General features: G+C 39.7%; 31 protein-coding genes and 1 pseudogene. 21 read left to right on the top strand and 11 right to left on the bottom strand.

Annotation, left to right across the window (positions count from 1 at the left end; genetic code table 11):
- Nucleotides 1-257: 257 nt before the first annotated feature.
- Genes HUK62_RS05055 through HUK62_RS05065 form a run of 3 tightly spaced genes read left to right on the top strand, consistent with a single transcriptional unit; the run spans nt 258 to nt 3,410 of the window.
- A complete protein-coding gene (locus HUK62_RS05055) occupies nt 258-1,484 on the top strand; it encodes an efflux RND transporter periplasmic adaptor subunit (RefSeq protein ID WP_026070342.1) in 1,227 nt (408 codons plus the stop codon).
- Entirely contained in the window at nt 1,481-2,704 is a 1,224-nt protein-coding gene (locus HUK62_RS05060; RefSeq protein WP_176537261.1) for an ABC transporter permease, read from the top strand. The genes HUK62_RS05055 and HUK62_RS05060 overlap by 4 nt, the downstream gene beginning before the upstream one ends.
- Nucleotides 2,697-3,410: an ABC transporter ATP-binding protein gene (locus tag HUK62_RS05065; protein ID WP_004984479.1), complete on the top strand. Its 714-nt coding sequence runs from the start codon at nt 2,697-2,699 to the stop codon at nt 3,408-3,410. Before HUK62_RS05060 ends, HUK62_RS05065 begins: the two co-directional genes overlap by 8 nt.
- Nucleotides 3,411-3,667: 257 nt before the next feature.
- Here HUK62_RS05065 and HUK62_RS05070 read toward each other — a convergent pair whose 3' ends face one another.
- Nucleotides 3,668-3,979 carry a metalloregulator ArsR/SmtB family transcription factor gene (locus HUK62_RS05070; RefSeq protein WP_004984482.1) on the bottom strand — a complete coding sequence of 104 codons (312 nt, stop codon included), beginning with the start codon at nt 3,977-3,979 and terminating at the stop codon, nt 3,668-3,670.
- Nucleotides 3,980-4,099: 120 nt separating this feature from the next.
- Between HUK62_RS05070 and HUK62_RS05075 the strand changes: the two genes are divergently transcribed.
- The 13 genes from HUK62_RS05075 to arsH all read left to right on the top strand — a co-directional run bounded on the left by HUK62_RS05075 (nt 4,100) and on the right by arsH (nt 12,484).
- Nucleotides 4,100-4,516 (top strand): YeeE/YedE thiosulfate transporter family protein, encoded by a 417-nt coding sequence (locus tag HUK62_RS05075; protein ID WP_176537262.1) that lies wholly within the window; start codon nt 4,100-4,102, stop codon nt 4,514-4,516.
- Nucleotide 4,517: 1 nt separating this feature from the next.
- Nucleotides 4,518-4,934: a DUF6691 family protein gene (locus HUK62_RS05080; RefSeq protein WP_121594790.1), complete on the top strand. Its 417-nt coding sequence runs from the start codon at nt 4,518-4,520 to the stop codon at nt 4,932-4,934.
- A gap of 2 nt (nt 4,935-4,936) precedes the next feature.
- On the top strand, nt 4,937-5,809 hold the full coding sequence (locus tag HUK62_RS05085) for an MBL fold metallo-hydrolase (RefSeq protein WP_005400070.1): 873 nt from the start codon (nt 4,937-4,939) through the stop codon (nt 5,807-5,809).
- A gap of 65 nt (nt 5,810-5,874) precedes the next feature.
- Nucleotides 5,875-6,657, top strand: coding sequence for a sulfite exporter TauE/SafE family protein (locus HUK62_RS05090; protein WP_176537263.1), 783 nt, complete (start codon nt 5,875-5,877; stop codon nt 6,655-6,657).
- Between the two features lie 100 nt (nt 6,658-6,757).
- Entirely contained in the window at nt 6,758-7,153 is a 396-nt protein-coding gene (locus HUK62_RS05095) for a rhodanese-like domain-containing protein (protein WP_004859470.1), read from the top strand.
- Between the two features lie 55 nt (nt 7,154-7,208).
- A complete protein-coding gene (locus tag HUK62_RS05100) occupies nt 7,209-7,544 on the top strand; it encodes a carboxymuconolactone decarboxylase family protein (protein WP_004988488.1) in 336 nt (111 codons plus the stop codon).
- Nucleotides 7,545-7,953: 409 nt separating this feature from the next.
- A complete protein-coding gene (arsC, locus tag HUK62_RS05105; RefSeq protein WP_004988483.1) occupies nt 7,954-8,388 on the top strand; it encodes an arsenate reductase (glutaredoxin) in 435 nt (144 codons plus the stop codon).
- A 56-nt stretch (nt 8,389-8,444) separates the two neighbouring features.
- Nucleotides 8,445-9,467, top strand: coding sequence for a permease (locus HUK62_RS05110; RefSeq protein WP_176537264.1), 1,023 nt, complete (start codon nt 8,445-8,447; stop codon nt 9,465-9,467).
- A gap of 18 nt (nt 9,468-9,485) precedes the next feature.
- On the top strand, nt 9,486-9,725 hold the full coding sequence (locus tag HUK62_RS05115) for a thioredoxin family protein (protein WP_004988479.1): 240 nt from the start codon (nt 9,486-9,488) through the stop codon (nt 9,723-9,725).
- A 195-nt stretch (nt 9,726-9,920) separates the two neighbouring features.
- Nucleotides 9,921-10,241 (top strand): metalloregulator ArsR/SmtB family transcription factor, encoded by a 321-nt coding sequence (locus HUK62_RS05120; RefSeq protein ID WP_004988477.1) that lies wholly within the window; start codon nt 9,921-9,923, stop codon nt 10,239-10,241.
- 6 nt (nt 10,242-10,247) lie between these two features.
- Nucleotides 10,248-10,718, top strand: coding sequence for an arsenate reductase ArsC (locus HUK62_RS05125; RefSeq protein ID WP_017395154.1), 471 nt, complete (start codon nt 10,248-10,250; stop codon nt 10,716-10,718).
- An 11-nt stretch (nt 10,719-10,729) separates the two neighbouring features.
- Nucleotides 10,730-11,770, top strand: coding sequence for an ACR3 family arsenite efflux transporter (arsB, locus tag HUK62_RS05130; RefSeq protein WP_161416981.1), 1,041 nt, complete (start codon nt 10,730-10,732; stop codon nt 11,768-11,770).
- 9 nt (nt 11,771-11,779) lie between these two features.
- Nucleotides 11,780-12,484 (top strand): arsenical resistance protein ArsH, encoded by a 705-nt coding sequence (gene arsH, locus HUK62_RS05135; protein WP_016659428.1) that lies wholly within the window; start codon nt 11,780-11,782, stop codon nt 12,482-12,484.
- A gap of 334 nt (nt 12,485-12,818) precedes the next feature.
- Here the strand turns inward: arsH and HUK62_RS05140 are convergent, their stop codons facing one another.
- The 3 genes from HUK62_RS05140 to HUK62_RS05150 all read right to left on the bottom strand — a co-directional run bounded on the left by HUK62_RS05140 (nt 12,819) and on the right by HUK62_RS05150 (nt 15,064).
- Nucleotides 12,819-13,061: a hypothetical protein gene (locus tag HUK62_RS05140; protein ID WP_017395738.1), complete on the bottom strand. Its 243-nt coding sequence runs from the start codon at nt 13,059-13,061 to the stop codon at nt 12,819-12,821.
- 431 nt (nt 13,062-13,492) lie between these two features.
- Nucleotides 13,493-14,224: a Fic family protein gene (locus tag HUK62_RS05145; protein WP_017395736.1), complete on the bottom strand. Its 732-nt coding sequence runs from the start codon at nt 14,222-14,224 to the stop codon at nt 13,493-13,495.
- 162 nt (nt 14,225-14,386) lie between these two features.
- Entirely contained in the window at nt 14,387-15,064 is a 678-nt protein-coding gene (locus tag HUK62_RS05150) for a cupin domain-containing protein (RefSeq protein WP_017395735.1), read from the bottom strand.
- A 199-nt stretch (nt 15,065-15,263) separates the two neighbouring features.
- On the opposite strand from HUK62_RS05150, the gene HUK62_RS05155 reads away from it, so the two are divergent.
- Nucleotides 15,264-16,256, top strand: a complete 993-nt coding sequence (locus HUK62_RS05155) for a Fic family protein (protein WP_017395734.1) — start codon at nt 15,264-15,266, stop codon at nt 16,254-16,256.
- Nucleotides 16,257-16,753: 497 nt separating this feature from the next.
- On the opposite strand, the gene HUK62_RS05160 is transcribed toward HUK62_RS05155, so the two are convergent.
- The 5 genes from HUK62_RS05160 to HUK62_RS05175 are packed head-to-tail and all read right to left on the bottom strand — an operon-like array spanning nt 16,754 to nt 19,725.
- Nucleotides 16,754-17,203, bottom strand: a complete 450-nt coding sequence (locus tag HUK62_RS05160) for a hypothetical protein (protein WP_176537265.1) — start codon at nt 17,201-17,203, stop codon at nt 16,754-16,756.
- A gap of 46 nt (nt 17,204-17,249) precedes the next feature.
- Nucleotides 17,250-18,005, bottom strand: coding sequence for a hypothetical protein (locus HUK62_RS05165; RefSeq protein ID WP_176537266.1), 756 nt, complete (start codon nt 18,003-18,005; stop codon nt 17,250-17,252).
- Nucleotides 18,006-18,260 (bottom strand): hypothetical protein, encoded by a 255-nt coding sequence (locus HUK62_RS18975; protein ID WP_228723735.1) that lies wholly within the window; start codon nt 18,258-18,260, stop codon nt 18,006-18,008.
- A complete protein-coding gene (locus HUK62_RS18980) occupies nt 18,257-18,535 on the bottom strand; it encodes a hypothetical protein (RefSeq protein WP_228723736.1) in 279 nt (92 codons plus the stop codon). The genes HUK62_RS18975 and HUK62_RS18980 overlap by 4 nt, the downstream gene beginning before the upstream one ends.
- Nucleotides 18,532-19,725 (bottom strand): baseplate J/gp47 family protein, encoded by a 1,194-nt coding sequence (locus tag HUK62_RS05175; protein WP_228723737.1) that lies wholly within the window; start codon nt 19,723-19,725, stop codon nt 18,532-18,534. Before HUK62_RS05175 ends, HUK62_RS18980 begins: the two co-directional genes overlap by 4 nt.
- 94 nt (nt 19,726-19,819) lie before the next feature.
- Here HUK62_RS05175 and HUK62_RS05185 point away from each other — a divergent pair, with 94 nt between their 5' ends.
- Complete coding sequence (locus HUK62_RS05185) at nt 19,820-20,728, top strand: VENN motif pre-toxin domain-containing protein (RefSeq protein ID WP_176537267.1); 909 nt, start codon at nt 19,820-19,822, stop codon at nt 20,726-20,728.
- A gap of 3 nt (nt 20,729-20,731) precedes the next feature.
- On the opposite strand, the gene HUK62_RS05190 is transcribed toward HUK62_RS05185, so the two are convergent.
- A protein-coding gene (locus HUK62_RS05190) for an IS5 family transposase (RefSeq protein ID WP_176537189.1) occupies nt 20,732-21,483 on the bottom strand; the annotation gives its coding sequence in 2 pieces (ribosomal slippage) (nt 20,732-21,147 and nt 21,147-21,483; 753 coding nt in all).
- Nucleotides 21,484-21,536: 53 nt separating this feature from the next.
- On the opposite strand from HUK62_RS05190, the gene HUK62_RS05195 reads away from it, so the two are divergent.
- Both HUK62_RS05195 and HUK62_RS05200 read left to right on the top strand, forming a co-directional pair.
- Nucleotides 21,537-22,160: a hypothetical protein gene (locus HUK62_RS05195; RefSeq protein WP_176537268.1), complete on the top strand. Its 624-nt coding sequence runs from the start codon at nt 21,537-21,539 to the stop codon at nt 22,158-22,160.
- Nucleotides 22,157-22,543, top strand: coding sequence for a hypothetical protein (locus HUK62_RS05200; RefSeq protein WP_176537269.1), 387 nt, complete (start codon nt 22,157-22,159; stop codon nt 22,541-22,543). The genes HUK62_RS05195 and HUK62_RS05200 overlap by 4 nt, the downstream gene beginning before the upstream one ends.
- A 110-nt stretch (nt 22,544-22,653) precedes the next feature.
- Here HUK62_RS05200 and HUK62_RS05205 read toward each other — a convergent pair.
- Nucleotides 22,654-22,761: pseudogene (locus tag HUK62_RS05205) on the bottom strand (IS5/IS1182 family transposase); the annotation flags it as partial.
- Between the two features lie 570 nt (nt 22,762-23,331).
- Here HUK62_RS05205 and HUK62_RS05210 point away from each other — a divergent pair.
- On the top strand, nt 23,332-23,889 hold the full coding sequence (locus tag HUK62_RS05210) for a hypothetical protein (protein ID WP_176537270.1): 558 nt from the start codon (nt 23,332-23,334) through the stop codon (nt 23,887-23,889).
- Nucleotides 23,890-24,170: the final 281 nt, after the last annotated feature.

Genomic DNA, 24,170 nt, shown 5'->3' on the forward strand with positions numbered 1-24,170 from the left:
TTGATAGCTGGAATGTTAAAGTCTAAAACGTGTTATTATTTTATATAAAATTATGAAATATATAGAAATATAGGTTTATTGTTTGTTTGTTTTTTAATCAAAATTATGAAAAAACTATAACAGTAAGAGAAAATAATTTAATAAAAATGGTGTGCTTTTTTAATTTGGTGTGTTGTAACTAAATTTTCATATATATTTAACTAGACATTAATTATTCAATTCAAAAACTTTTCTTTAATCTGGCTTGGAGAATGGAATTGCTTGTTACCCGTTATAAGCCTTGGATCATGATCATACTACTGGTTTTGCTCGTCAGTTTTGCTATATATCGCTGGTGGCAAGGACCATTGTTACCTAGTTATGAAGTCGTATCTAGTCCATTGATTCAGACAGTTGTTGCTTCAGGACGGGTAGAGAAAGTATCTCGGACTCAGATTGGTAGTGAAATTACAGGGGTTGTTCTTGAGCGCTTGGTTCAAGAGGGAGATCGGGTCTCTCGAGGGGATGTTCTTTTAGTACTGAAATCTGATGAAATTTCAGCGCAGGTGCGGCAGGCAGAAGCTGAATTAAAGGAACTCGCAACCACTAGACGTCCGCAAGCAGAATTCGATTTAGCGAATGCCAAAGTGCAATTAGAACAGGCTCAAAGAGAGGCGGTACGCAGACGAAATACCGAATTAGGAATATTATCAGCAGAGGAAAGGGAGAAATCGATAGAGGCAGAAAAACTCGCCCGTAATAATTTGGAATCAGCTCGATTAAAAGTTGCTTCACTTGCCCCAGATAAAGTTGAAGAGACAAAATTACGTGAACAACTCGCTGCATTACAAGCGCAACTCGCCAAGACCAAAATTCGCGCAGAAGTTTCAGGTATTATTTTAACCCGTAATGTTGAGCCAGGGGATTTGGTACAACCGAGTCAGACTCTGTTCACTATTGCACTGGATGGTGCGACTGAAATACGAGTGCCATTTGATGAGCGAAATTTACCACTGCTGGCTTTACAACAAAAAGCAGCAGTGATTACGGATGCCTATCCAGATCAACCTTTTCCTGCCCATATTAATTTTATTGCCCCAAGTATTGATGCTCAACGTGGCACAGTAGACGTTCGATTAACAGTTGATCCAGTCCCTGATTTTTTGCGTCAAGACATGACGGTATCGGTAAATGTTGAAACCAACAAGCGCGAGCAAACCCTGGTCATTCCAAATGATGCTTTAAGCAGTATAAGTGGAAACAAGGCTATGGTTATTTTAGTAAGAGATAGAAAAATTCAACGTCATCCCATCACACTGGGTTTACGTGGTTTGGTCATGTCGGAAGTTGTAGCTGGATTGAAAGAAGGTGATCACGTCCTTACCGATGCAGAATCAGTACTTAAAGATGGAATTCGTGTCCGAATAGAGCAAACTAAACGTGTTTTGCAGAGTCAAACGGATCCGACAAATAGCAAAAACGAATTACCGGTGAAATTCGATTGAAAAACTTTTTTGGGCGACTTTGGACAGAGTGGACTATCGCAATCAGTTTTCTGCGAGAGGGTCGCACACAGTCGATGATGATTACCATTGGCATCGCGGTGGGGGTGGCAGTCATTGTGTTCATTAGCGCCTTAATTCAGGGCTTACAATCGAATATTGTAGAAAGGACTTTAGGGACGCAGGCGCATATTCGTTTGCTTTCACCAGATGAGGTGAATCACATTGTGCCACCAGCAGCAGGAACACTTCAGTTGTTACAAGAAGATCAGCGTGCGCAACGCTTACGCTCTATTAATAATTGGCAGCAGATTACTGAGACTTTAGATCAGTTGCCCGTGTTGACGGCGGTTTCTCCTGTGGTCTCTGGTCCTGCATTTGTACAGCGTGGAGAGGCGATTCAATCGGTTGCTTTGGTTGGTATCAATCTTGAACGTTATCGACAAATTATTCCGTTAAAGCAATATATGGTGAGTGGTGAACTACGAGTCAGTGCGGATAATGTATTAATTGGGCGTCAATTGGCCAAAGATTTGGGTGTGCAAGTCGGGAGCAAATTAAGGTTAGATACTGGGCAACAGAAAAATGCAGTGGTGAATATCTCTGGAATATTTGAACTGGGCGTGCGTGAATTGGATGCGCGCTATGTCTATCTGGATTTGAAACAGGCGCAATCTTTACTTAATTTGCCAGGTGGCGTGACCGTGATTGATCTGACGATTCAGGATATTTTTCAGGCGGATCAAATTGCCTCACAAGTTGGACGCCTGACAGGATTAAAAGCAGAAAGCTGGATTGAAACCAATGCTCAATTAATGAATGCGATTACCGCTCAAAGTCTTTCGACCAACATGATTATTGTTTTTGTAGGGATTTCAGTCGCTTTTGGCATTGCCAGTGTGATGTCGGTGAGTGTGGTGCAACGGACTCGGGAAATCGGTATTTTACGTGCGACGGGGGCGACACAAGCACAAATTTTAAGAGTTTTCTTGTTTCAGGGAGCAATTTTTGGTCTGCTTGGTTCGATGCTTGGTAGTGTAGTCAGTTATGGTTTGATCTGGGGATTTAATCAGTTTGGTCCCGGCTTGTTTTATATTTCGATTTCAATCAAGCTTATCTTGTCGGCATTATTCTTGGCGACAGTGACAGGTATTTTGGCTGCTGCAATACCATCCCGTCGGGCTGCTGCACTTGATCCTGTGGAGGCAATTCGTCATGTTTGATCCATCTCAGGAAGTACTGCGTTTAGAAGCATTGCGAAAGTCTTACAATGTTGGGCAGCCTAATGAAGTGGAGGTATTACATGGAATTGACCTGTGTATTCAACGGAATGACTTTGCTGCATTAATTGGTCCTTCTGGTTCAGGCAAAAGTACTTTACTGAATATTCTCGGCTTATTAGATCAGCCTAGTCGTGGTGAGTTGTACTTGTTGGGGCAGGCTACAAGCCGTATGGATGATACGGCTCGGACAGCATTACGAGGCAATAGTATAGGTTTTGTGTTTCAGTTCCATCATCTTATACAGGCTTTTACTGCCTTACATAATGTACTCATGCCATTAATGCTGAAGCAAGGTAAGCCAGATCAATCTGCGTTGCAATATGCCCATGAATTATTGGCCGCTGTAGGGTTAGATAAGTTCGCTGACCGTAAACCCAATGAGCTTTCTGGAGGGCAGCAGCAACGCGTAGCGATTGCACGTGCACTGATTACTCAGCCTGCACTATTGTTGGCCGATGAACCGACAGGTAATCTGGATACTCAAACTGCTGCGGAAATGTTTGAATTATTTCGTAAAGTACATCGCGAACATGACTGTGCAGTCTTATTGGTGACTCATGATCCTAGATTATCGGCGACCTGTGATCGAACGATTAATTTGGTGGATGGGAGAATTCAGAGTGATTCCAAACACGAGATGGAATGAGCCGGAATGTAGATCACTCTTCTGGTAAAAGCAGTTCAAAACATTGAGTAGACATCAAAATTCTAGCACGATATAAGAACAAACTTGTAAATCGATAAATTATAACCCTGTGTAATTTGAATAAAATATTTTTCAGATTTAGTTCACTAAATCTAATCTAGAGAAAAAATGAGTACAAGATTTTTCAATATTAAGAGTATTAAAAAAAACAAAGGTTTACTGCTTCTGATCATTTCTTTTTGGCTGTACTAAGCGGATTAATTCGCACAATACAGCTCGTACAGCTTTTGCATCAAACTTAAGACCTTGGGATCACTCAGACGATAGAAAATCTGTTTACCCTCACGTCGGGTGCTGACCATGTCGGCCTTACGTAGGACAGTCAGCTGTTGGGAAAGTGTAGGTTGATGAATGTCGGTAGATTCTTCAATTTCCTGAACATTCATTTCCCCATCGACCAGGACACATAAGATTTTCAGACGATCAGGATTGGCCAAAACTTTTAGGCATTGGCTGACGAAATCGACCTGTGAAAAATCAATTTTGGCATTTTCAGCAATCATATCCATAAATGTCCTCACAACTTTGGATGTAGCCCGTGCAGTTTACATAATTTACCATAAAACTGCTTGATTAATATTTTTTATTATATAATATAAAGAAGTATATTGTATAGAGATTAATTCATCATGCATGACTTCCTCATCGCATTTATTGGCGGCTTAATGCTCGGGCTTTCCGTAGTTGGCTATCTTTACGTCAATGGCCGTATTGCAGGAATCAGTGGTTTGATTGGGCAAGTCTTAAACTCAAAAACCATGTTTAAAACACCTGCAATCTGGTTTTTATCAGGTTTGATCCTCACACCGTTTATTTATGGCCTGTTTGTACAACCTGAAATCGAATTGAACGCCAGCCCACTGATGATGATTGTGGCAGGTCTGCTGGTGGGTTTTGGGACACGTCTGGGTTCGGGCTGTACCAGTGGTCATGGAATTTGTGGCATCAGTCGCCTGTCTAAGCGTTCTATTGTCGCGACCATGACTTTCATGTTTGCAGGTTTTGTCGCTGTTTATATTATCCGTCATCTCACAGGAGCATTCTAAAATGAAAAATGTGTTTGCCTTTTTATTTGGTGCGCTGTTCTCTGTGGGATTGATGGTATCGGGCATGTCCAATCCGGAAAAAGTACTCGATTTCTTGGATCTGTTTGGTGACTGGGATGCTAGTCTGGCCTTTGTCATGATGGGCGCGATTGCGGTGGCCTTTATTCCTTTCCAGAAAGTATTACGTACGGCACAACCGAAAACAGTATTTAATGAACCTATTGATTTACCTAAAAATAATCAGATAGATAAGAAGCTGATCACGGGTGCGGTTTTATTTGGTGCAGGTTGGGGCATTGCCGGCATCTGTCCGGCACCAAGTTTTACCTTGATCGGTTTGGGCCACTATCAAGTGCTCTATTTTATTGTAGCAATGCTGGTGGGTGTATGGATTCACCGTAAATGGTCAGGAGCTTAACGATGTCAAATTTACCTATAGTAAAAGATTTTTTTCACGAAGATACCAATACCTTCAGTTATGTTGTACGTGATCCGGCGACCAAAGCCTGCGCCATTATTGATAGCGTTCTGGATTATGATCCGGCATCAGCAAGTACATCAACTATTCATGCCGATAAAATTATTGCCTATATTAAAGAGCAGGATTTAACGGTTGAGTGGATTCTCGAAACCCATGTACATGCTGATCATCTGACTGCTGCACAATATCTCAAAGCTGAGTTAAGTGGCAAAATTGCCATGAGCCAGAAAATTGGCATTGTACAGGAAACCTTTGGTGCGATTTATCATCTGGATATTAAACAATGGAATGCCCAGCAGCTCTTTGATTATTTATTTGAAGATCATGAGTCGTTCCAAATCGGAACATTGAAAGCCTATAACATTCCAACACCGGGACATACGCCTGCTTGCCTGAGTTATGTCATCGGTGATGCCGTGTTTGTGGGTGATACCTTATTCATGCCAGATTATGGAACAGCGCGCTGTGATTTCCCGAAGGGAAGCGCATCAATCCTTTTTGATTCAATACAAAGTTTGTATCAACTGCCTGAGAAAACACGTGTATTTCTCTGCCATGATTATTTGCCAGAAAAGCGCGATACCTATATGTGTGAAACGGATATTCAGACTCAAAAAAATCAGAATATCCATATTCACGACGGCACGACCAAAGATGATTTTGTTGAAATGCGTAATAAGCGCGATGCGGGTTTAAGTATGCCCAAACTGATTTTACCTTCGATACAGATCAATATGAAAGCAGGACAATTCCCTGAACCCGAAGAGAATGGTGTTTCTTATTTAAAACTTCCACTGAATTACTTCAAATAGGCAAATTTTAAGATTAAACAACAAGTTTTGTTTAATTGGTTTGGTAATAGAGGGGGGCAGTAGCGATGTGGATGCTAATACTTGAAGGACTGGCCATCGGTGGTTTGCTTGGGTTAACCGGTGCTGGTGGTGGCATTCTGGCCGTACCCGCACTGATGGCAAGTCAAGGATGGACGGTCTCACAAGCTGCACCTGTTGGCTTGCTTGCAGTCACTTTATCTGCCTTGGTTGGAACATTTGAAGGCTTATTTAAGAAGATAGTACGCTATCGGGCTGCGCTTTGGATTGCACTGATTAGCATTCCTTCAGCACGTTATGGTGTGCATCTGGGAGGAATAATTTCTCCTGTATGGCTTACCTTAGCATTCAGTTTAGTCATGCTCGTGGTTGCTTACCGGATTTTTTTTAAAAAAGTGAATGACCATACAGGTGTGCTGTGTAAAGTTAACCAAACAACTGGTCGTCTGATTTGGAACATGAAAACTGCATTGTCTCTCGGTGCCATTGGTGTCGTGGCAGGTTTATTGACTGGTTTGCTTGGGGTAGGTGGGGGATTCGTGATTGTTCCAGCACTGAGTAAAGTAACTGATCTTGATATGCGCAGTATTGTTGCGACCTCGTTGATGATTATTTTCCTGATAGGTGGTGTCAGCATTTCAGCTCATATTTTAGATGGTTTTCAATACCCCGTTTCGGTCACGCTGACTTTCGTTTTAGCTTGCATGGCTGGGATGTTGATTGGTCGAAGTTTGATGCCTTTAGTTAAGAATAGTCAAATCCAAAAGGTTTTTGCCATAACTGTCATAAGCGTAGCATTTTATTTAATTTCTACAGTCATCATAACTTAATACAAGCAAGAGATTAGAGCCAAATTTAAAAACTGCATTTTAAAGACATGAATATTTAATCAGAGACCAGATTTCTAAAGATCGGAAGAGGTAAAGAGTAATGAAAACAGCAGAACAATTAATTTCAATGGCAAAAAACCGAATTCAAGAAGTGACGGTCGCAGACTTACTTGAAGCCATGAAAAACCATAAAACCATTCTGATTGATGTTCGGGAACCAGATGAATTTCAGGCGGCAGCGATAGACCGAGCCGTGAATTATCCTCGTGGTGTTTTAGAAATGAGAATTCACCAGCATCCTGTGGCGAGCCATCATTGCGATACCTTGCAAGCACTAGAACATCTTAAAGATCAGCCGATTTATTTGATTTGTGGGACGGGTGGCCGATCAGCTCTGGCTACAGATACTTTACAGAATATGGGATTTACTCAGGTGAAATCTGTTCAGGGTGGATTCCAAGCATGGCTAGAGCAGGGTTATCCAGTAGAGAAATAACCAGATTTCTATTTTAAGTCTAACTTAAGTTTATGGACATTCAAGTGAGAAAATCATGAAGTACAAAGAATTAACTCAAAATATTTCAGGCAGTTTAAAGACATTAGCGCAGGATTCTCCTGATTTAATGAAAAGTTTTAATCAATTGTCACAAGTTGCAATGCGAGATGGTGTTATTGATCCTAAAACAAAAGAACTGATTGCCTTAGCGATTGGTGTTGCAGCACGATGTGATGGATGTATCGGTTTTCATGTCAGAACCCTAGTCAAAATGGGAATGACATTGCAAGAATTAGAGGAAGTGCTTGGTGTTGCAGTTTATATGGGGGGCGGTCCTTCATTGATGTATGCCGCTAATGCATTGGAAGCATTTAAAGAATTCACAGCTTAATTTTTTCAATCATTGGGAAACGATATGAATCAGCACTGGGATAATCTTTATTCGCAAACACAGGATCTGTATGGCATTTCGCCCAATCATTTTATTCAACAGATAGCAGATCAGGTTCCAATTGTGGGAAAAACTCTTGCTATAGCAGAGGGTGAGGGGAGGAATATCCTTTATTTGGCTAGGATCAGTTTGTTAGATGAGGGATGTTCCTAATGTGAGTTGAGAATCCGAAAAGAAGCTTTGGCTTCTTAATTTAATTGACACCGTTTCAGAAATACCTAAATGGGAGGTTTTTGATTGATTCAGGAGCTTTTCTTATTTATTGGTACTTGTAGTTAATCATATATTCCATATTGCGTATATTCGAATATTCATATATAAAAAGCTGTCTGTTTAAGAGATTATACTCATGGATCAAATGCCAAAAGTTCAAATTTACCATAATCCTGCCTGTGGCACGTCTCGTAACACTTTGGCGCTTATTCGCAACACGGGGATCGAACCAGAAGTAATTGAATATCTGATTACGCCACCATCAAAAGATCAGCTGATTAAAATGATTCAGGACTCTGGTTTAAGTGTTCGTGATGTGTTACGCAAAAATGTAGATGCTTATACTGAACTTAATTTAGACGATGCGAACTGGACAAATGAGCAATTGCTTGATGCTATGCTTGAACATCCCATCCTGATTAACCGTCCTTTGGTCGTGACAGATTTGGGCACTCGTTTATGTCGCCCATCTGAAGTAGTGCTAGATATTCTACCTTTGCCGCAATTAAAAGCTTTTGCTAAAGAAGATGGTGAAGTCATCATTGATGAGCAAGGCAGACGCTTAAAATAAAAGGTGAAACCCCTAACGCTGTTGGACTTTGTATCAGTGTAGAGCAGGAGATCTAAATGGAGAACATTGTCGCAATTTTTGCTTGGTTAAATGATGTTCTACTTAAAATAACCTGGCTCTCGGATGGGGTGCGCTGGTTCGTTGAAAATGTATTTGGTTTATCCGTTGCAACCCGGTTGGGTGGTAGTGTCCATTTCTTTATTTATGATGTATTCAAGATCTTTATTCTGCTTTCAGTGTTGATCTATACATTATCTTATATTCAAAGCTATTTCCCTCCAGAACGTACTCGGCTGATTTTAGGTCGGATGACAGGAATCAAAGCCAATATCATGGGGGCATTACTCGGTACTATTACGCCATTTTGTTCATGTTCTTCGATTCCGTTGTTTATTGGTTTTACTCGTGCAGGACTACCGGTAGGCGTCACTTTTTCCTTTCTGATTTCATCACCACTTGTTGACTTAGCTTCAATTATTTTATTGGCGAGTATCTTTAACTGGAAAATTGCATTGGTCTATGTGTTACTTGGATTAGTGCTGGCAGTCATCGGTGGGTCATTAATCAGCTACTTGAAAATGGAAAAGTATGTGGCTGAATTTGTGACTCATCATCAAACAATCTCAGGCGAAGATGAAGATTTCAGCATGACTGCAAAAGAGCGGCGTACATTTGCTTGGGAACAGGTGACAGACATTTTTAGTAAGGTCTGGCTTTATGTCTTGATAGGTGTCGGGATTGGTGCGGCAATTCATAACTGGATTCCTGAGCAGTGGATTACCGCCTTACTTGGTCAGGAACACTGGTATTCCGTACTGATTGCCACGATTGTCGGAATGCCAATGTATGCGGATATCTTTGGCACCTTGCCGATTGCAGAAGCACTTGTGACTAAAGGCGTTGGCTTGGGGACGGTTTTAGCGTTTATGATGGCGGTCACCGCACTTTCTCTGCCATCGCTAATCTTGTTAAAACAAGTGGTGAAAACCCGTTTATTGAGCCTGTTTGTAGGGATCGTTTTTGTGGGAATCTTGATTGTTGGTTATACCCTGAATACTTTGGGTTATTGGTTTTTATAAAAAGTGTGGAGAATAAAGATGCAAATTAAAGTTTTAGGAACAGGTTGTCGTAAATGCAAAGCCTTATTGGCTGCAACTGAAGAAGCTGTAAAAAGCACGGGTGTTCAGGCAGAAATTGAATATGTAACTGATATGATGCAAATTGCTGAAACAGGGTTGTTAAGTACGCCAGGTCTGATCATAGATAATCAAATCGTTTCAAGTGGCAAAGTTTTGGAACCACAAGCCATTGTGGAGTTGATTGAAAAAAATAAATAAGTGTATGTGGAAAACTGTAAAAAAGACCTGTGGCATAAGCCACGGGTCTTTTTTATTTGTGTCTTGAGATGTTAAGAAGTTTTAAATTTTTCCCTTTCTGGCAAGCATATACGGATATGGGTATACTTTTATAATGAGTACTCTTTACTGAATATATGGATATGTGTATATTTGCATAATAGAATGGGAGTAGTTATGGACCACGTTCAGTTTTTTAAATGTTTATCTGATGAAACACGTCTCAGTATTGTCATGCTTATCGCAGAAAACGAAGAGCAATGTGTTTGTGATTTGACAGATAAACTCCAGTTAAGCCAACCAAAAATTTCACGGCATTTAGCCCTGTTAAGATCAAGTGGTTTGCTGAATGACCGTCGGCAAAAGCAGTGGGTGTATTACAGTCTTAACCCACAACTACCTGAATGGTGCTTTGAAATTCTGAATACACTTAAACGTAGCAATGTTCCCGTGTTATTTGATCCCTCAGCTCTATCGATTCAGAGCCATTGCGAGTAAGTTTTTATGAAATTTTTGTTTCTGTGCACGGGTAACAGTTGTCGCAGTATTCTTTCTGAAGTTCTGTTTAATAGTCGAGCGCCTGAAGGTTGGGTAGCTTATAGCGCTGGAAGTAAACCTTCTGGCCAAGTTCATCCGTTAACCATTCAGACTTTACAGAACCTGGGGTTGTCTACCGAAGGTTTGTCGAGTAAAACGATTGATGCCTGTGAACAGTATCAGCCCGATGTCGTCATCACCGTGTGTGATGCGGCAGCACAAGAAGCTTGTCCGTTGTATTTAGGAGGAGCAATCAAAGCACATTGGGGTCTATCTGATCCATCACATTTAGATTTGCCTGAACAAGAAAAATTACAGGCATTTTTAAGTACTGTAGAACATATCAACAAACGCTTAGATGCACTTTTTGCATTAGATACCCATCACATGAGCCGTCATCAGCTTATTGCTGAAATCAATCAAATTTCCCATCTTTAAGCGAGCAGATCATGTCTAAACCAGGATTATCCTTTTTGGATCGCAACCTGACGCTATGGATTTTTGTGGCCATGGCATTGGGTGTTGCGATTGGGGTGGTATTTCCACAAGCATCCGTCGCATTGGACGCAATGAGTGTAAATTCAGTCAACTTGCCAATTGCGATTGGTTTGATTTTGATGATGTATCCACCATTAGCCAAAGTAGATTATGCAGCTTTGCCCAAAGTATTTCAGGATAAAAAAACATTAGCGCTCTCTCTGATTCAGAACTGGCTGATTGCGCCAGTGCTGATGTTTGTATTGGCGATAGTCTTCTTGAGTGATTACCCAGAATACATGACAGGTCTGATTCTGATTGGCTTGGCGCGTTGTATTGCCATGGTACTGATCTGGAATGGACTGGCATGCGGGGACAATCAATACGGTGCTGCATTGGTCGCATTTAACAGCATTTTTCAGATTCTGTTCTTTAGCAGTTATGCCTGGTTCTTCCTGACCTATCTGCCGCCATTTTTTGGGATAGAAGGGAATGTCATCAATGTTGATTTCTGGACCATTGCCAATGCTGTCCTTATGTACTTGGGGATTCCATTCCTGATGGGCTTCCTGACGCGTCTATCTTTAGTGAAAGCCAAAGGTCTGGACTGGTATCAGAATCAGTTTCTACCCAAAATTGGTCCACTCAGCTTATTGGCCTTGTTATTCACCATTGTAGCCATGTTTAGCTTGAAAGGCGGTGATGTAGTGAGTTTGCCAATGGATGTGTTGCGGATTGCAATTCCATTGACGCTTTACTTTGTCGTGATGTTCTTTGTCAGCTTTTTCATGAGTAAGTGGATGGGGAATGACTATCCCAAAACCACTGCAATTTCATTTACCGCAGCAGGTAACAATTTTGAGTTAGCGTTGGCCGTTGCGATTGCTACCTTTGGTTTGGCTTCACCAATTGCCTTTACTACGATTATTGGCCCATTGGTTGAAGTGCCCGTGCTGATTGCACTGGTTAGCGTATCCTTGTGGCTGAAGAAAAAATATTATCCAAATTCTTAAGAGGCAAAGATGACACTCCCTAATCTTGAATCTGATCTTTTACCGACACCAACTTTTGCGGAAGTGCAGGCTAAAGAACTAAGTCACCCACCACGTATCTTATTGCTATATGGCTCAAACAGAGAGCGTTCATATAGCCGCCTAGCTGTGATGGAAGCTGGGCGAATTCTTGAGCGTTTTGGTTGTGAGGTTAAAATCTTTCATCCCAAAGGTTTACCTTTACCTGAAGATGGTGATCTGGAACATCCAAAGGTTAAAGAGCTGCATGAATTGTTGGCTTGGTCTGAAGGCATGGTTTGGTGTTCGCCTGAGCGGCATGGTTCGATGAGCTCAATCTTCAAAGCACAGATTGATTGGATTCCACTTGCTGGAGGAGCAATTCGTGCTACGCAGGGTAAAACACTGGCTTTGATGCAGGTGAGCGGTGGATCACAGTCTTTTAACAGTGTAAACCAGATGCGAATTCTTGGGCGCTGGATGCGGATGATCACGATTCCAAATCAGTCTTCTGTTCCTAAAGCCTTTTTGGAGTTTGATGAGGAAGGACGGATGAAGCCTTCATCGCTATATGATCGTATTGTTGATGTAATGGAAGAGCTATACAAGTTTACTTTGCTGACTCGCGGTCAGAGTGCCTATTTGACCAACCGTTATTCGGAGCGAAAAGAATCGGCTGAAGAACTGTCTAAACGAGTCAATCAGCGTAATCTTTAAAGCTGATTAATCATGGTGTGAGCAGGGTAACGGATGGCTCGATCGTTTGTTTAATCGTAAGCATCCGCTGAGCCCCACTTTTCTAACTCATTAATACCACGATAGTGTCCAATAAATTTTAAGAGGACACTATCGGAGTGCTATTTGGTCAGAAAACAGGAGTTCACAGGATACGTGAACCGTTATTTTGATTGTATCAGATGATGTTGAATTGGCGGGTAACGATCTTAAGTACAACAGGTCATCTAATGTCTAGATTGTCTTTTTTGATGCTTTAATCATAATGGCTGTCAATAAATAAAGAGTTTAAACCTGAGAATTAGAGCAATCCTGCTTATTTTTCCTGAAATTTTAAATCAATTTGATATTCGTCCTGAGTCACTTTGATTTTATAGTTTTTATATTTACGTTTACTTGGTGAAAGGGCAGAGTTAGTGACTTCTTTATGGAATTCGCTGTCAGACATAAAAAAATAATACGCCTTATAGCCTAATAAGATCTTGTCAATTTTTTTATCTTTTTTCTCAGCATTACGAATGAGTTCATTTAAATAGTTTAAGCTGATTTTGTCTGACATTTATAAACTCGCAAAGAAAAGTTGCATTATCACACGAGATATAATCGATTTTTATTACAAATTGATGACAGTTGCATTTCGGGTACTTTGGGGTAGATGCTGCATTGAGTATTATTGAACTAAATGTTGTAGATCAAATCTTATTGGATAGATTTGGAGGAAAAACTATTAAAAAAGCTTTTAATGCTGAGTCTAAAGGTTTTTGATTTACAGCCTATAGTGTCGTACAACTCAGTATAGACAGAATCTGTTCGCTCATCAGATTGAAATTGATTGAGTAAATCACCACGGATTTATGAGTCACTAGCGATATTCTTTGTACCGCTCATATCTTCAGTGTTACAGCATCTAATGAGTTTATTTTACAAATGATTTTAGATGCAATTGTGGATGGTATCTAGTACTAGGGATCAATACACCGATCAAGCCGATTAAATGCCCAATACAACTTGATAAGGTTTAAATCCTTCAAGTACAGCTTCAGAAACCAACTGGATAAATGCTTCAGTTTTTCCATAAGCCATCCATTGATCTAGGGCCTCATAGTAGGCCAATCGGTTTTCAACTGTTATTACACAAGGGGGATAACCAGCTTTAAGCAATTCAAGATTCATCAATAGACGTGATGTACGGCCATTGCCATCAATGAATGGATGAATACCTACAAAATCAGCATGTACTTTGGCTGCACGTTCGATAGGATGAAATTTATGTGCGTCATTACTATACCAATCAACTAGCTGAGCCATCTTGTCATTTAATAATGTGTAATCAGGCGGGGTAGACGTGGCACCAGAGATTAGGACATTTTGTTGGCGATAGCGGCCAGCATTATCATCATCAATATTTTTTAAAATGAGTTGATGGATATTGCGAATTTGCCATTCAGAAAAAGGCTCCTCTTTCCGAATGATATCTTCAACATAGTAAATTGCATTTCTATGGTTGATCGCTTCGAAGTGTTCTCTTAATGCCTTTCCACCAACAGTTATACCTTCGAGTACTACTTTTGTTTCTAGCAGGGTGAGGGTATTACCTTCAATTGCATTGGAATGATAGGTCCAGCGGACAATAAGATCTTCTTGTAAATTTTTGACAATTGACGGAGAGAGAGGGCGATGTTGATCTAATTTTTTCTTTAAATCATCAATAGTTTCAAACATAACCTTATCCCTGAATTTGTCTTAGTCGATCATACATGAAAAAAGAAAGATCAGAAATGTAGTGATATATCATTACATTTTGTATGGGTTTTAAAAGTGGTAAGTGGACTGCTCCAAGTATTCTAGACACGAGACAGCTTCATTTTGGAAACACATTATTGTTCATTTCACCCACACATCTATGGCATGTTGTAGATGACCAGTTTTGACATAAAGCGTTGCGCCTGATGGACCTGCCTGAAATTTAGCAGCACTATTGAGGGGAAGACGGACCCACGAACCTGCTGGATATATTTCAGTGTCGCAAAATAATTGACCTTTAATAATGAACAATTCAATCCCTTGTTCTGATTTCTCTACGAAAATTTGATCAGGTTTTAGCTTTTCTAAATAGGTCTGCTCATGTTCAGATTGAAATAGCGGGCATATCATCCGACGTTGGGTAAGCTTCCAATTCGCTAAGTCATTGGTGTTAATCCGGGTTGGTTCTCTCTCATGTTCAGTCATTTGCATCAGTTTCACAAAGATTAAACAACCTGCTTTACTGGAAACCCGATGAGTTGAATGATGGGGGTTACGTAAATACCAGCCTGCCGGATAATCATCTTCAGCATTCTCGGTAAAAATGCCTGACAATATGAGGACTTCTTCACCCAAAGGATGTTGATGTTCAGGAAAGGCAGATTCTGGTGCGTATTTCACAAGACTAGTTGCACGTGCTTTCTCATCGCCAATACGATCAAGCATCATTCTATCGACTTCACCTCCTGGAGATTTTACCCAATGGTAATCCTCTGGCTTGATGATGACGAGTTGTGAGAAGTCGGCATAAATAAACATAATGTTGTCCTGTAATGAAGAAACCTACGTATTTTAACGAGAATGCACAGGTTTATTTTAAAAGAAATAGCGATTAGTTAGCTCACTGTTTCAGAAAAGGTAAGCATGTTGATAGCAGATATTACTCACTAAGCTATGAAATATTAATATTTTAGAGTTTAATCAACTGTGCTTTGTTTTTACATCAATGAGGAATGGCATGAAATATCAACCGCCTTATACGATCACCTCTAAAATTATTCACTTGATTGCACAAATTAGTGAATCAATAGGGCGTTTGACTGCATTAACTCAAATCCAAGATAGCCTTAAATTGCGAAAAGCCAATCGTATTCGAACGATTCAAGGGTCTTTAGCGATAGAAGGAAATACCTTGAGTACAGAGCAAATCACAGCGATTCTGAATGGCAAGACCATTATCGCTCCACCTAAAGAAGTTCAAGAGGTACGTAATGCCCTAAAGGCATATGAAGAAATTCAAGATTGGAATCCTGATCAAGAATCGCATTTGCTGAAAGCACATCAAATATTGATGACAGGACTGATTGATGAAATTGGACAGTATCGTCATGGCGGTGTTGGTGTGATGTCAGGGGATCGAGTCGTGCATATGGCTCCGCCTGCAAATCAAGTCCAGCGTTTAATGAGAGAGTTATTACAGTGGTTGGCTGAAGGTAATGAGCACCCATTAATTCAGAGTTCAGTATTTCATTATGAATTTGAGTTTATACATCCATTTGCTGATGGCAATGGGCGGATGGGGCGTTTATGGCAAACTTTAATCTTAAGCCAGTGGAATCCTATTTTTCTCAACATCCCTGTAGAAAGCTTGATTTATCAAAACCAAAGAGCTTATTACGATGCATTGCAAGCGAGCACAGATCGTTCAGATTCTGCACCTTTTATTGAGTTTATTTTGCAGATGATTCTAGATGCAATACTTAGTTCTGATGCCAGCGATCAAGATACCGCTCAAGCTAGCGTACAAGTTAGCGATCAAGTTAAACGTCTCATCCAGAATATGGAGCAGAAAGAATATAGCTTAACTGAGCTTATGGCTCTATTGGACTTGTCCCATCGAGCCACATTCCAAAAAAATTATTTAACTCCAGCATTAGAAGCAGGTGTGATTGAACGTACCCTTCCTGATAAGCCTAAGAGTCCTAAGCAAAAGTACAAATTAAAAAATTGAACTGTACTGAAGTTGATGTGATTATTAATATCATAATGAGCTAATTGAAACATTATAACATTACATTTATTTTTAGGTGTAATTTGCTGCTATAATGCCGTACGCCACTTCAAATCCTGAATTCGGATTTGAACAAGATTTTAAAGTGATTCAATGCACTAAATCTAATTTGGGTCAAAATTGGGTCAATGAATTTTTTTATTCAATAAAAGAGCTTTAAAGTGAATGAGTTAGGTTTTGAGTTCAATTGACGCCACCCCACCAAAATTCTTTCCGAAGTAATCCGTCGGAATATAAAAAAGCCTTTAAACTCAACGTTTAGAGGCTTTTTTTTATGCCTGTTTGTCCGATATTGTCTGATCTCATTTGACCCCATATTTGCTCTTTGTGGGTAAATATTGGGAAAATTTACCCAGAAATTAATACATGTAAGTTTTCGGTTTTTTTTGCACTGTTTTTGATTTCATTTTGCACTTATAAGATTCAGTTATTTTGCACTATAACGCCTTGGCTTCTTCCCACATTGCATCAATATCCGCAGCATCCAGACAGAGTAGGTCAGCAACCATAAGCAATGTTTCATCTGTACGCCAAAATTCCGTTGCGTCCTTCCAGTCGATTAAAGCCAGCTGTCTTGTTTGAGTGTCTGGGATCTTGTTGATTTCAGCTTCAATCTGCTCCAGATCGAAACCGCTTAATACCAGAATACGCATAAACTGACGACGCCTTAACGCTGGGAATTGTGAAAGGCGATGTGCTTCAATTTCTTCGGGTGTGCGCAGGTCAATCCATTCCGTGCCGTTCCATTCGTGGAATTTACTAGGTTTTGGTGAGGAAATGCTTAAGTCAGCGGAAATTATACAGTTGCTATTTATCGCTTTTAAAAGCTCGATATGTTGCTCTGATGAAACTTTAATTAAATCATCAGGAAGCTCTGTGTATTCCAATTCTGTATCATAGAATGAATTATTTGTAAAAGAGAACAAGACCATATTAATAACCAATTGAAAAAATTATGGGTCTTATAGCCACCGACCAGCTTGTCGTGGCTGATTGACAATGAACCGTGACTGATGAAAGTGATTTGGATGTTACGAAAAACCACCCGTTCGCTGTGTCCGAAAATGAGTCTGATTCCACACCACTTGTAGCAAACAAACACGAATTTGGGAAAGAAATCGGTAGCACCACATTTTGTTCGACTTGACTAAAAGCACCAGCACCAACACACCACTGCATAATCAGGCCATTTGGTAATTTTTGATAACCATTTGGCGACTTCAAGTTCGAGAATAAGCTTGTGAATTTGTCGTTTAATTCTTTACCTTGTGCAGCAGTTAACGCTTCCGTGATGCTGGTACTGGTTAGTGTGTTGTTTAACGCTGTTTTATCCAGCTTATTGTCATGCAAAATCTTAGCTTGTTTCGCTGAAATAACTTTAGTTGAGTCGTTAGTTATTAAATTATCAGCAATCTGACTTTTACGAATGAAATTGGTTTCAATTTCATCAGCGAGCGCTTCAAGATCAGCCTGCGTTGTTAATAGGTCATAGAGCTGACGTTTTGATGCAGGATCAAGCGTAATGCCTCGCAACTCAAGCAAGTTACATAGCTCTTCCTGAACAGTATTAAACCATTCAGGGCTTACATAAGTCGCATCTTGTCCTGGTAAATCTTCATTGTCATGAAAGCCACTTTTACCAACACCAAACATGTTTTCTCGAGCATTAATTGTGTCAATACGCTTCATTTAGACCTCAACTACATTCACTTCAAAAAATGCAGGGAAATAGCTATTAATAATGCACTGGGTATCTACTGAATTAGGATTAGATACAATCAATTTGATTTTGAAGCGCAACTGCTCTGTATTTACGGGCAAGTTGCAACTTTGAGTGCATTGAAAGGGTTTAGGCTTGATGTAATCAATTAACTCAATGCCATAAAAAGAAAAGAGTTCACGATAATATTCAAGACCACGTAACTTGGTTTGAACCCATTTCACGATACGTACACGCTCTTCAATTGGAAGGGACGTAGATAGCGTACATTTAAGTGGTAACCAAAATCTACTTCATATTCTTCTATTAGCTCTGGTTGTACCATTGGAATGGTTTCCAAAAGTGCTTGAGCATCAATATCGGCTTGAGCTAATACTTTAGCGTGTCCTTGAACATCTTTTGCTATGTCCGTATCTAACGCATTGTCATATAGACCTTGCGGTAGTAGTTGAAGGAATACATCAACGTATTTTTGAGTTCGCTGCTGAAGATCAATCATGAATGAACAACCTCCAATTGGCCTAGTCTCAACCAGTACAAATGTTGCCACGTTACTTCAGGGATAATATTGGTATTTGGTGTTAGAACTGCGTCAGTTACACCACCTACAGCAATAATACGAGAGAGTAGAATTGCATATTGATATGGATCAGATGGGGCGAGTTCAGCAAAGTAGTTTCTAATCACTTCTTTTACATCCTCAACACTTCCACCAGTTAAAACCACGTTAATATCTACAAGTTGTAGAGTGGGGCTAAATACGCGGCAATCTGTTAAGTCGCCAATATAAGCATCCATAATGACTTGAGATGCTTCTAATAGTTCAGCAGATGGTACTGTTGGAGGTGTACCTTTTGCTGTAATCGCAACATCATATGAGCCTAGACCACGACGTTTAGGATAGTGGTAAACGTGTTCAACATTACCTGAAGATTTCACCATGAATTCAACGTCATCACGACGTTCTTTATATTCACCAAGCCTCTTTCGTTCGAGTAAACGTAACCGCCACACTTCAAGCTGTTCTTGATCTGTACCACCGCCAATGGAAATCACAGTTGCAGATCCATCTAAACCAGCTGGAGGACTAACCCAAAGCAAAGCACCCTCAGCAATATTCCAAGATGCACCAGCCTGATCAGCAACAACACTCACGAGAGAAGGAATGTCTTGCTGCAAAATTACATCCTCAACAACAGTCCAGTAATAACCTTTACCATTGGTTAATTTACTACCCGCTGTAATTGTTAAAGCTTCGTTGGAAATCGCTCTAACTTGTCCAGATGCAAATGTACCACCTTGGCGAGGTAGTCCAATTTCTTCAGCATGAACATATAAGAATGGCTCATCCGCAGTTGCTACAAAAAGTTGTTTTTGAATGTACTGTTGATGATGATATAAGCCTTCTACAACAGAGCAATCGATAAGCTGTCCAACCAAATCACGACCTGAGATTTTTAAACCGTATCCTGAACGGTCACAAGCTTCATTCACAGCGTCAGCTACGCTGGTTAAGATGAGTTCATCACCATAAAAAGCTTGAACTTTTGCACCTGCTTTCACTGAATCAGGGAGGGTTAAATCTTCCTCACTAAATAGCGCAAAACTCCAACTTTCAGCTGGTGTATCAATAGCAGAATCAATAGAGGCACTATGGCAAAGGCAGCAATCACTTAGAAAGCACCACACATAACAACACCACACTGAATGCAGATCAAATCAGTATCAAGAGTCAAGGCGATACCACACTTAAAGGTGCACAGACCAAGCCCAAACATGGGGCATGGGCGGTAATAGTAGTCGAGCATTGAATGCAGTAACCACAGCGATTACCGCAGCGTTGGGTGGACAAACCGACTTACAAGTCGTGACTAATACCCTAGCACCGTATGCAGCTCAGGTGATTGGAGGCCAGTTTGGTCATGGAGAGGACAAAAATACCGCAGCACAGTTAGTGTCTCATGCTATCTTGGGTGCAACACTGGCTTATATAAACGGTGGTGACCCAACAGCAGGAGGAAGCGCAGCAGTTGCGAGTGAAGCAGCAGCCATATATCTGACCAATCAATATAAAGACAAAAAAGAATACCAAGATGCAAATGGAGAATTCCAGCCGAACTTACTTCCTGAAAATGTTAAAGCACAGATACGTGATTTAACGGCAGGAATTGGTGCTGTTATTGGCGGAGCAGTAGGTGATTCTAGTTATAACGCACAATTGGCAGGTGTGATTGGGCAGAATGCGGTGGAGAATAATAGAATGCTTCATCGAGAGGAAGTAGATCTTATTCAAAATCTAGCAAAAGAATATGCAAAAGAGAAAGGGATTAGTTTAGAAGAAGCAGAGACTCAACTCACGAGAGGAGCTTTATACAATATCGATGAAGGGTGGAAAGATGCATTCGATAGCAAATTAGATGCTTCTGATATTGCAGAATATAATCTAGCTTATCAATATCTATTAGCACAAACCAAAGATGGCTCTGTGGATGAGATCAATTCGAACTTTTATAACTATACAAATTCGAAAGGTACCATTGTTGTAATAGGTAGGCTAAATAGTTCCGCAGGACATATTTCTGATTCAGAGCTTCAAAAGGCAGATTCCTACATAGGGGAAGCAGGAAAAGGATTTATAGCGACAGCCGAAGATTTTAAAAATAAAGATATCTTCTTGACTAGGGTCTGTTGAGAATTACCGAGAGTTAATTAAACTCGCGCACAATTGAATCATGGCTTCAAAACTCGTATCTGTTTTACAACTACGCATCGCTATACGTTTAAATTCTTTTAACTTACAGAAATAGTTTTCAATGAGATGACGCCATTTATACATAATCGTATCAAATCCTCTCATTACTTTTCGATTAGATTTAGGTGGGATCACCACTTTCACTTTACGTTCATTGAGTTCTTGGATGAGCCAATCTGCATCAAATGCTTTATCCGCTAGTAATGCTTGAAAATCAACATCTTCAATTAAAGGTTTGGTTTCTACTAAATCGTGATATTGACCAGGCATTAATCGAAACTTAATAAGGTTGCCTAGACTATCCACTAAGGCAAGAATTTTACAGGTCATTCCACCTCGAGATTTACCTATAGACTGTTTGAAGGTCCCCCTTTTGCACCTTGGCCATGTCGATGAACTTTAACAATCGTTCCATCAATCATGGCGTATTCCAAATCAACATCTTCATTTACAGATGCAAAAATAGTTTCAAATACACCAGCTTTCACCCAATCACGGTATCTTTTAAAGACGGTATTCCATTTACCAAAATGAGCAGGTAGATCACGCCATGGACTGCCTGTACGGGCAATCCATAGGACTGCTTCTAAAAATAATCGATTATCTTTTCCACTACGACCTCGATCGGTCACTTTACCTAGGCAAAAAGGTTCCATTTTTGCCCATTGGGCATCAGTAAGTATGTATCTATCCATAGTACTATTATAAATTAATCAGTAGCCTTTGTTAATTCTCAACAAGCCCTAGATTGGCAGGAAATACGAATGAAGGTTCTGAATATTACAATGATAAAAAAGAGTTTATACAGAATTCAGCAGCAATTAAAGATAGTGAAATAAGCTTTTTTGAAGGACTTAGCTCATCTGTAGATCGAGATATAAGTGAAGCCAAAGGTGCTGTTATAGGAGTTGGAACAGGTGCTAAAGATACTGTCATTGGTATATATGAATTTTTGAAGCACCCAATTGATAATACAAAAGAGCTAATTAGCGCTGCTGCAGACGCTGTAAAAAATCCAGCACAGACAGCAAAAAATGTATCTGAAGGTATAGATCAAGGATTAGAAAAATATAATACCACCATTGATTTGTATAAGATGCAAAAAGATGAGGGAGCAGAAGCCGAATATAAAGCAAACATCGCTGGTCAAGTCCTTGGTGCAGGCGGGGTTGGAGTTGCAGGTAAAAAAGGTGCTGAAGCTGTAGTCGATAGTGTTAAGAAAGCACAGCAGGTTGCGAAAGAGGCGGAAATCGCAGAGGCTTTAAAGAAAAAGCAAAGTATAGAGAATAATGCTTCTCGAGATGATTTTCAGCAATATGATCATTATCGTGAAGATTATGCGAAAGATTATAGGACAGGTGATACAAAATGATTATTAATTTAACAAGTGATTTTGATGGTATTAATGTCAACCGTAATTCATTCTATAAGAGTGAAAATGAAAGAGAGGAATGGTTAAAGCAAGCAGAAAAGATAGCTTATGAACAGCTAGTAGTTGAATTATCAAAAAATGGAAAAAAAAATCTCATACCTAATATTGGGGGCAATCATGCGAATTATTTAGATGGAGGACTATGCATCAATCGCGATGGTGAATACTGGCTAGTTTATCATAGTGAACGTAATCAAAAGTCTAGGTTATGTTTATTTGAATCCCCATATGATGCTGCGAATTTTTATTTGTGGAGTGTTTTATCTAATCCAAGCAAAGAAAATACATCTATTGGGAGAATTCCAAAGTTAGGAACATTCTAGTGTTTTGTGCCATTTGATGGTCAGATAGAGTTATTCAAATTAGACTTGAATAATATTAAGGAAATTAAATGATGGGGGGTATTCAGTTTACCATTTTCTTGCGCATACTACTGAGTTTTGGGATCAAACCAAATGGCAATATTTCCTCGATTAATGAGGGCTCGGTTATATGCGGACCAATTCGTTGTACGGTAGATTTTAGGTGAGGGTTTCTTCATTCGGAAATTATATTGCTGAATCAGACCTTACAAACAGCTTTGCGCAACAAAGCCCCGTATCGATGAAAATTTAGTTGGTAATAACTCTAAAATGCTTAATGACCAACAAGTGAACGGAGGACTTTATCCGACAGGTTATCCAGCAGGGAAAACTGGAACTTTAGTAACAGACCGAGTAGTTAGACAGCCTGAGAAAATGCGGATGGTAATTGATGAGGGGGCAGTATATTAATATACAACAAGCTTTAAAAATGGAGAGAATCCTGCGCAGAAGTTAGGTGGATGGGCTACGAAAGAGCCAATTAACTCGGTTGCAGATATAAGGAGTAAACTAGCAGTAACTGAGGAATTTCAACCGACTATAAAAGATGGAAAAGCAAATAAGTTCTATGTTGTTGAATTTGAGGTACAGCCTGGTGTAGGCATTAGAGAAGGAAAGGCTGGCTCTATGTATGAGTATACGACCAAACAAGCTTTGCCTGGTAATGCCCAGCAAATGAATTTTGTAGATAAATCTCCCTATACTAATCCTGAATTATTTAAAATTAGTTTAATGAAGGAGATAAAGTAATGAAAAAAATACAAAAAGTAATTGAGAAGAATATTCTTGAAAATGGGGAAAGTTATGAATTTATGAACTATCCTCAATATGATTCTGAGACTTCACTTAAGATTTTTAATGATTATTTTTTGAAAGATGTAAAACTTACTATTCTAGAAAAAAAGATAATTTATGAGGATGATAGTGAGTATATTTTACCTATTGCTGAGAATATTCATGTTTTATCAGACCGTACAAGATTTTTGATTATTTTTAGTGAAAAGCCTTCTAAATTGAGCCAAAACTCAGAGTATCCTATGTTCTTTTTAAGACCAAATAATGCTACTATCTATAATGCAGATGGAAGTTTACGGCATCAATTAATTGTTCCTGATGATTTAATGAATCAAGGTAAGCTTGGAAAAGAAGGGTGGTATATACACTCAACGTATTATGCAGATTTTCCCCATTTGAAGGGCTTTGGGGTGATGGTGACAAATGACCATCATTGGCCTGCATTGTGTTTCTGTTTATATGATGGCACTCCGAATTTAGTATGGACCAGATATCAGCAGGAAAGAAGATAAGACAAAGAAGCGAGCCAGTGGTTAAAAGTGGATGTATTGTTGGATATGGTCTAGTGTCTAGGCAGGTTTATCTGCTTAAACGGCTAATGATGTAGGTATTGCAGCATCTACATTGAGTCGTGACTAGCGCAATTTATTTCACGAACCAATATAAAGATAATCCACGCTATATTTAATTTGATCATCAAAATAGAAAAGTCAGTTTGTACAGATAAATAAAACGCCATTTTTCTTATAGATGTGGCTATATTTATCTACGACAGAATAGTTCGAATGATGAG

Origin of the sequence: Acinetobacter sp. NEB 394 (genome assembly GCF_013374795.1) — a bacterium.
In the GTDB taxonomy this organism is placed as follows: domain Bacteria; phylum Pseudomonadota; class Gammaproteobacteria; order Pseudomonadales; family Moraxellaceae; genus Acinetobacter; species Acinetobacter johnsonii.

Bases quoted from the DNA above. Each gene is read 5' to 3' on its own strand.
- HUK62_RS05145 (WP_017395736.1), bottom strand. From the start codon at position 14,224: ATGTTTGAAACTATTGATGATTTAAAGAAAAAATTAGATCAACATCGC.
- HUK62_RS05155 (WP_017395734.1), top strand. From the start codon at position 15,264: ATGAAATATCAACCGCCTTATACGATCACCTCTAAAATTATTCACTTG.
- HUK62_RS05125 (WP_017395154.1), top strand. From the start codon at position 10,248: ATGAAATTTTTGTTTCTGTGCACGGGTAACAGTTGTCGCAGTATTCTT.
- HUK62_RS05065 (WP_004984479.1), top strand. From the start codon at position 2,697: ATGTTTGATCCATCTCAGGAAGTACTGCGTTTAGAAGCATTGCGAAAG.
- HUK62_RS05070 (WP_004984482.1), bottom strand. From the start codon at position 3,979: ATGGATATGATTGCTGAAAATGCCAAAATTGATTTTTCACAGGTCGAT.
- HUK62_RS05200 (WP_176537269.1), top strand. From the start codon at position 22,157: ATGATTATTAATTTAACAAGTGATTTTGATGGTATTAATGTCAACCGT.
- arsH (WP_016659428.1), top strand. From the start codon at position 11,780: ATGACACTCCCTAATCTTGAATCTGATCTTTTACCGACACCAACTTTT.
- HUK62_RS05110 (WP_176537264.1), top strand. From the start codon at position 8,445: ATGGAGAACATTGTCGCAATTTTTGCTTGGTTAAATGATGTTCTACTT.
- HUK62_RS05210 (WP_176537270.1), top strand. From the start codon at position 23,332: ATGAAAAAAATACAAAAAGTAATTGAGAAGAATATTCTTGAAAATGGG.
- HUK62_RS05115 (WP_004988479.1), top strand. From the start codon at position 9,486: ATGCAAATTAAAGTTTTAGGAACAGGTTGTCGTAAATGCAAAGCCTTA.
- HUK62_RS05075 (WP_176537262.1), top strand. From the start codon at position 4,100: ATGCATGACTTCCTCATCGCATTTATTGGCGGCTTAATGCTCGGGCTT.
- HUK62_RS05165 (WP_176537266.1), bottom strand. From the start codon at position 18,005: ATGAAGCGTATTGACACAATTAATGCTCGAGAAAACATGTTTGGTGTT.
- HUK62_RS18980 (WP_228723736.1), bottom strand. From the start codon at position 18,535: ATGATTGATCTTCAGCAGCGAACTCAAAAATACGTTGATGTATTCCTT.
- HUK62_RS05120 (WP_004988477.1), top strand. From the start codon at position 9,921: ATGGACCACGTTCAGTTTTTTAAATGTTTATCTGATGAAACACGTCTC.
- HUK62_RS05090 (WP_176537263.1), top strand. From the start codon at position 5,875: ATGTGGATGCTAATACTTGAAGGACTGGCCATCGGTGGTTTGCTTGGG.
- arsC (WP_004988483.1), top strand. From the start codon at position 7,954: ATGGATCAAATGCCAAAAGTTCAAATTTACCATAATCCTGCCTGTGGC.
- HUK62_RS05085 (WP_005400070.1), top strand. From the start codon at position 4,937: ATGTCAAATTTACCTATAGTAAAAGATTTTTTTCACGAAGATACCAAT.
- HUK62_RS05150 (WP_017395735.1), bottom strand. From the start codon at position 15,064: ATGTTTATTTATGCCGACTTCTCACAACTCGTCATCATCAAGCCAGAG.
- HUK62_RS05185 (WP_176537267.1), top strand. From the start codon at position 19,820: ATGGGCGGTAATAGTAGTCGAGCATTGAATGCAGTAACCACAGCGATT.
- arsB (WP_161416981.1), top strand. From the start codon at position 10,730: ATGTCTAAACCAGGATTATCCTTTTTGGATCGCAACCTGACGCTATGG.
- HUK62_RS05080 (WP_121594790.1), top strand. From the start codon at position 4,518: ATGAAAAATGTGTTTGCCTTTTTATTTGGTGCGCTGTTCTCTGTGGGA.
- HUK62_RS05140 (WP_017395738.1), bottom strand. From the start codon at position 13,061: ATGTCAGACAAAATCAGCTTAAACTATTTAAATGAACTCATTCGTAAT.
- HUK62_RS05100 (WP_004988488.1), top strand. From the start codon at position 7,209: ATGAAGTACAAAGAATTAACTCAAAATATTTCAGGCAGTTTAAAGACA.
- HUK62_RS05095 (WP_004859470.1), top strand. From the start codon at position 6,758: ATGAAAACAGCAGAACAATTAATTTCAATGGCAAAAAACCGAATTCAA.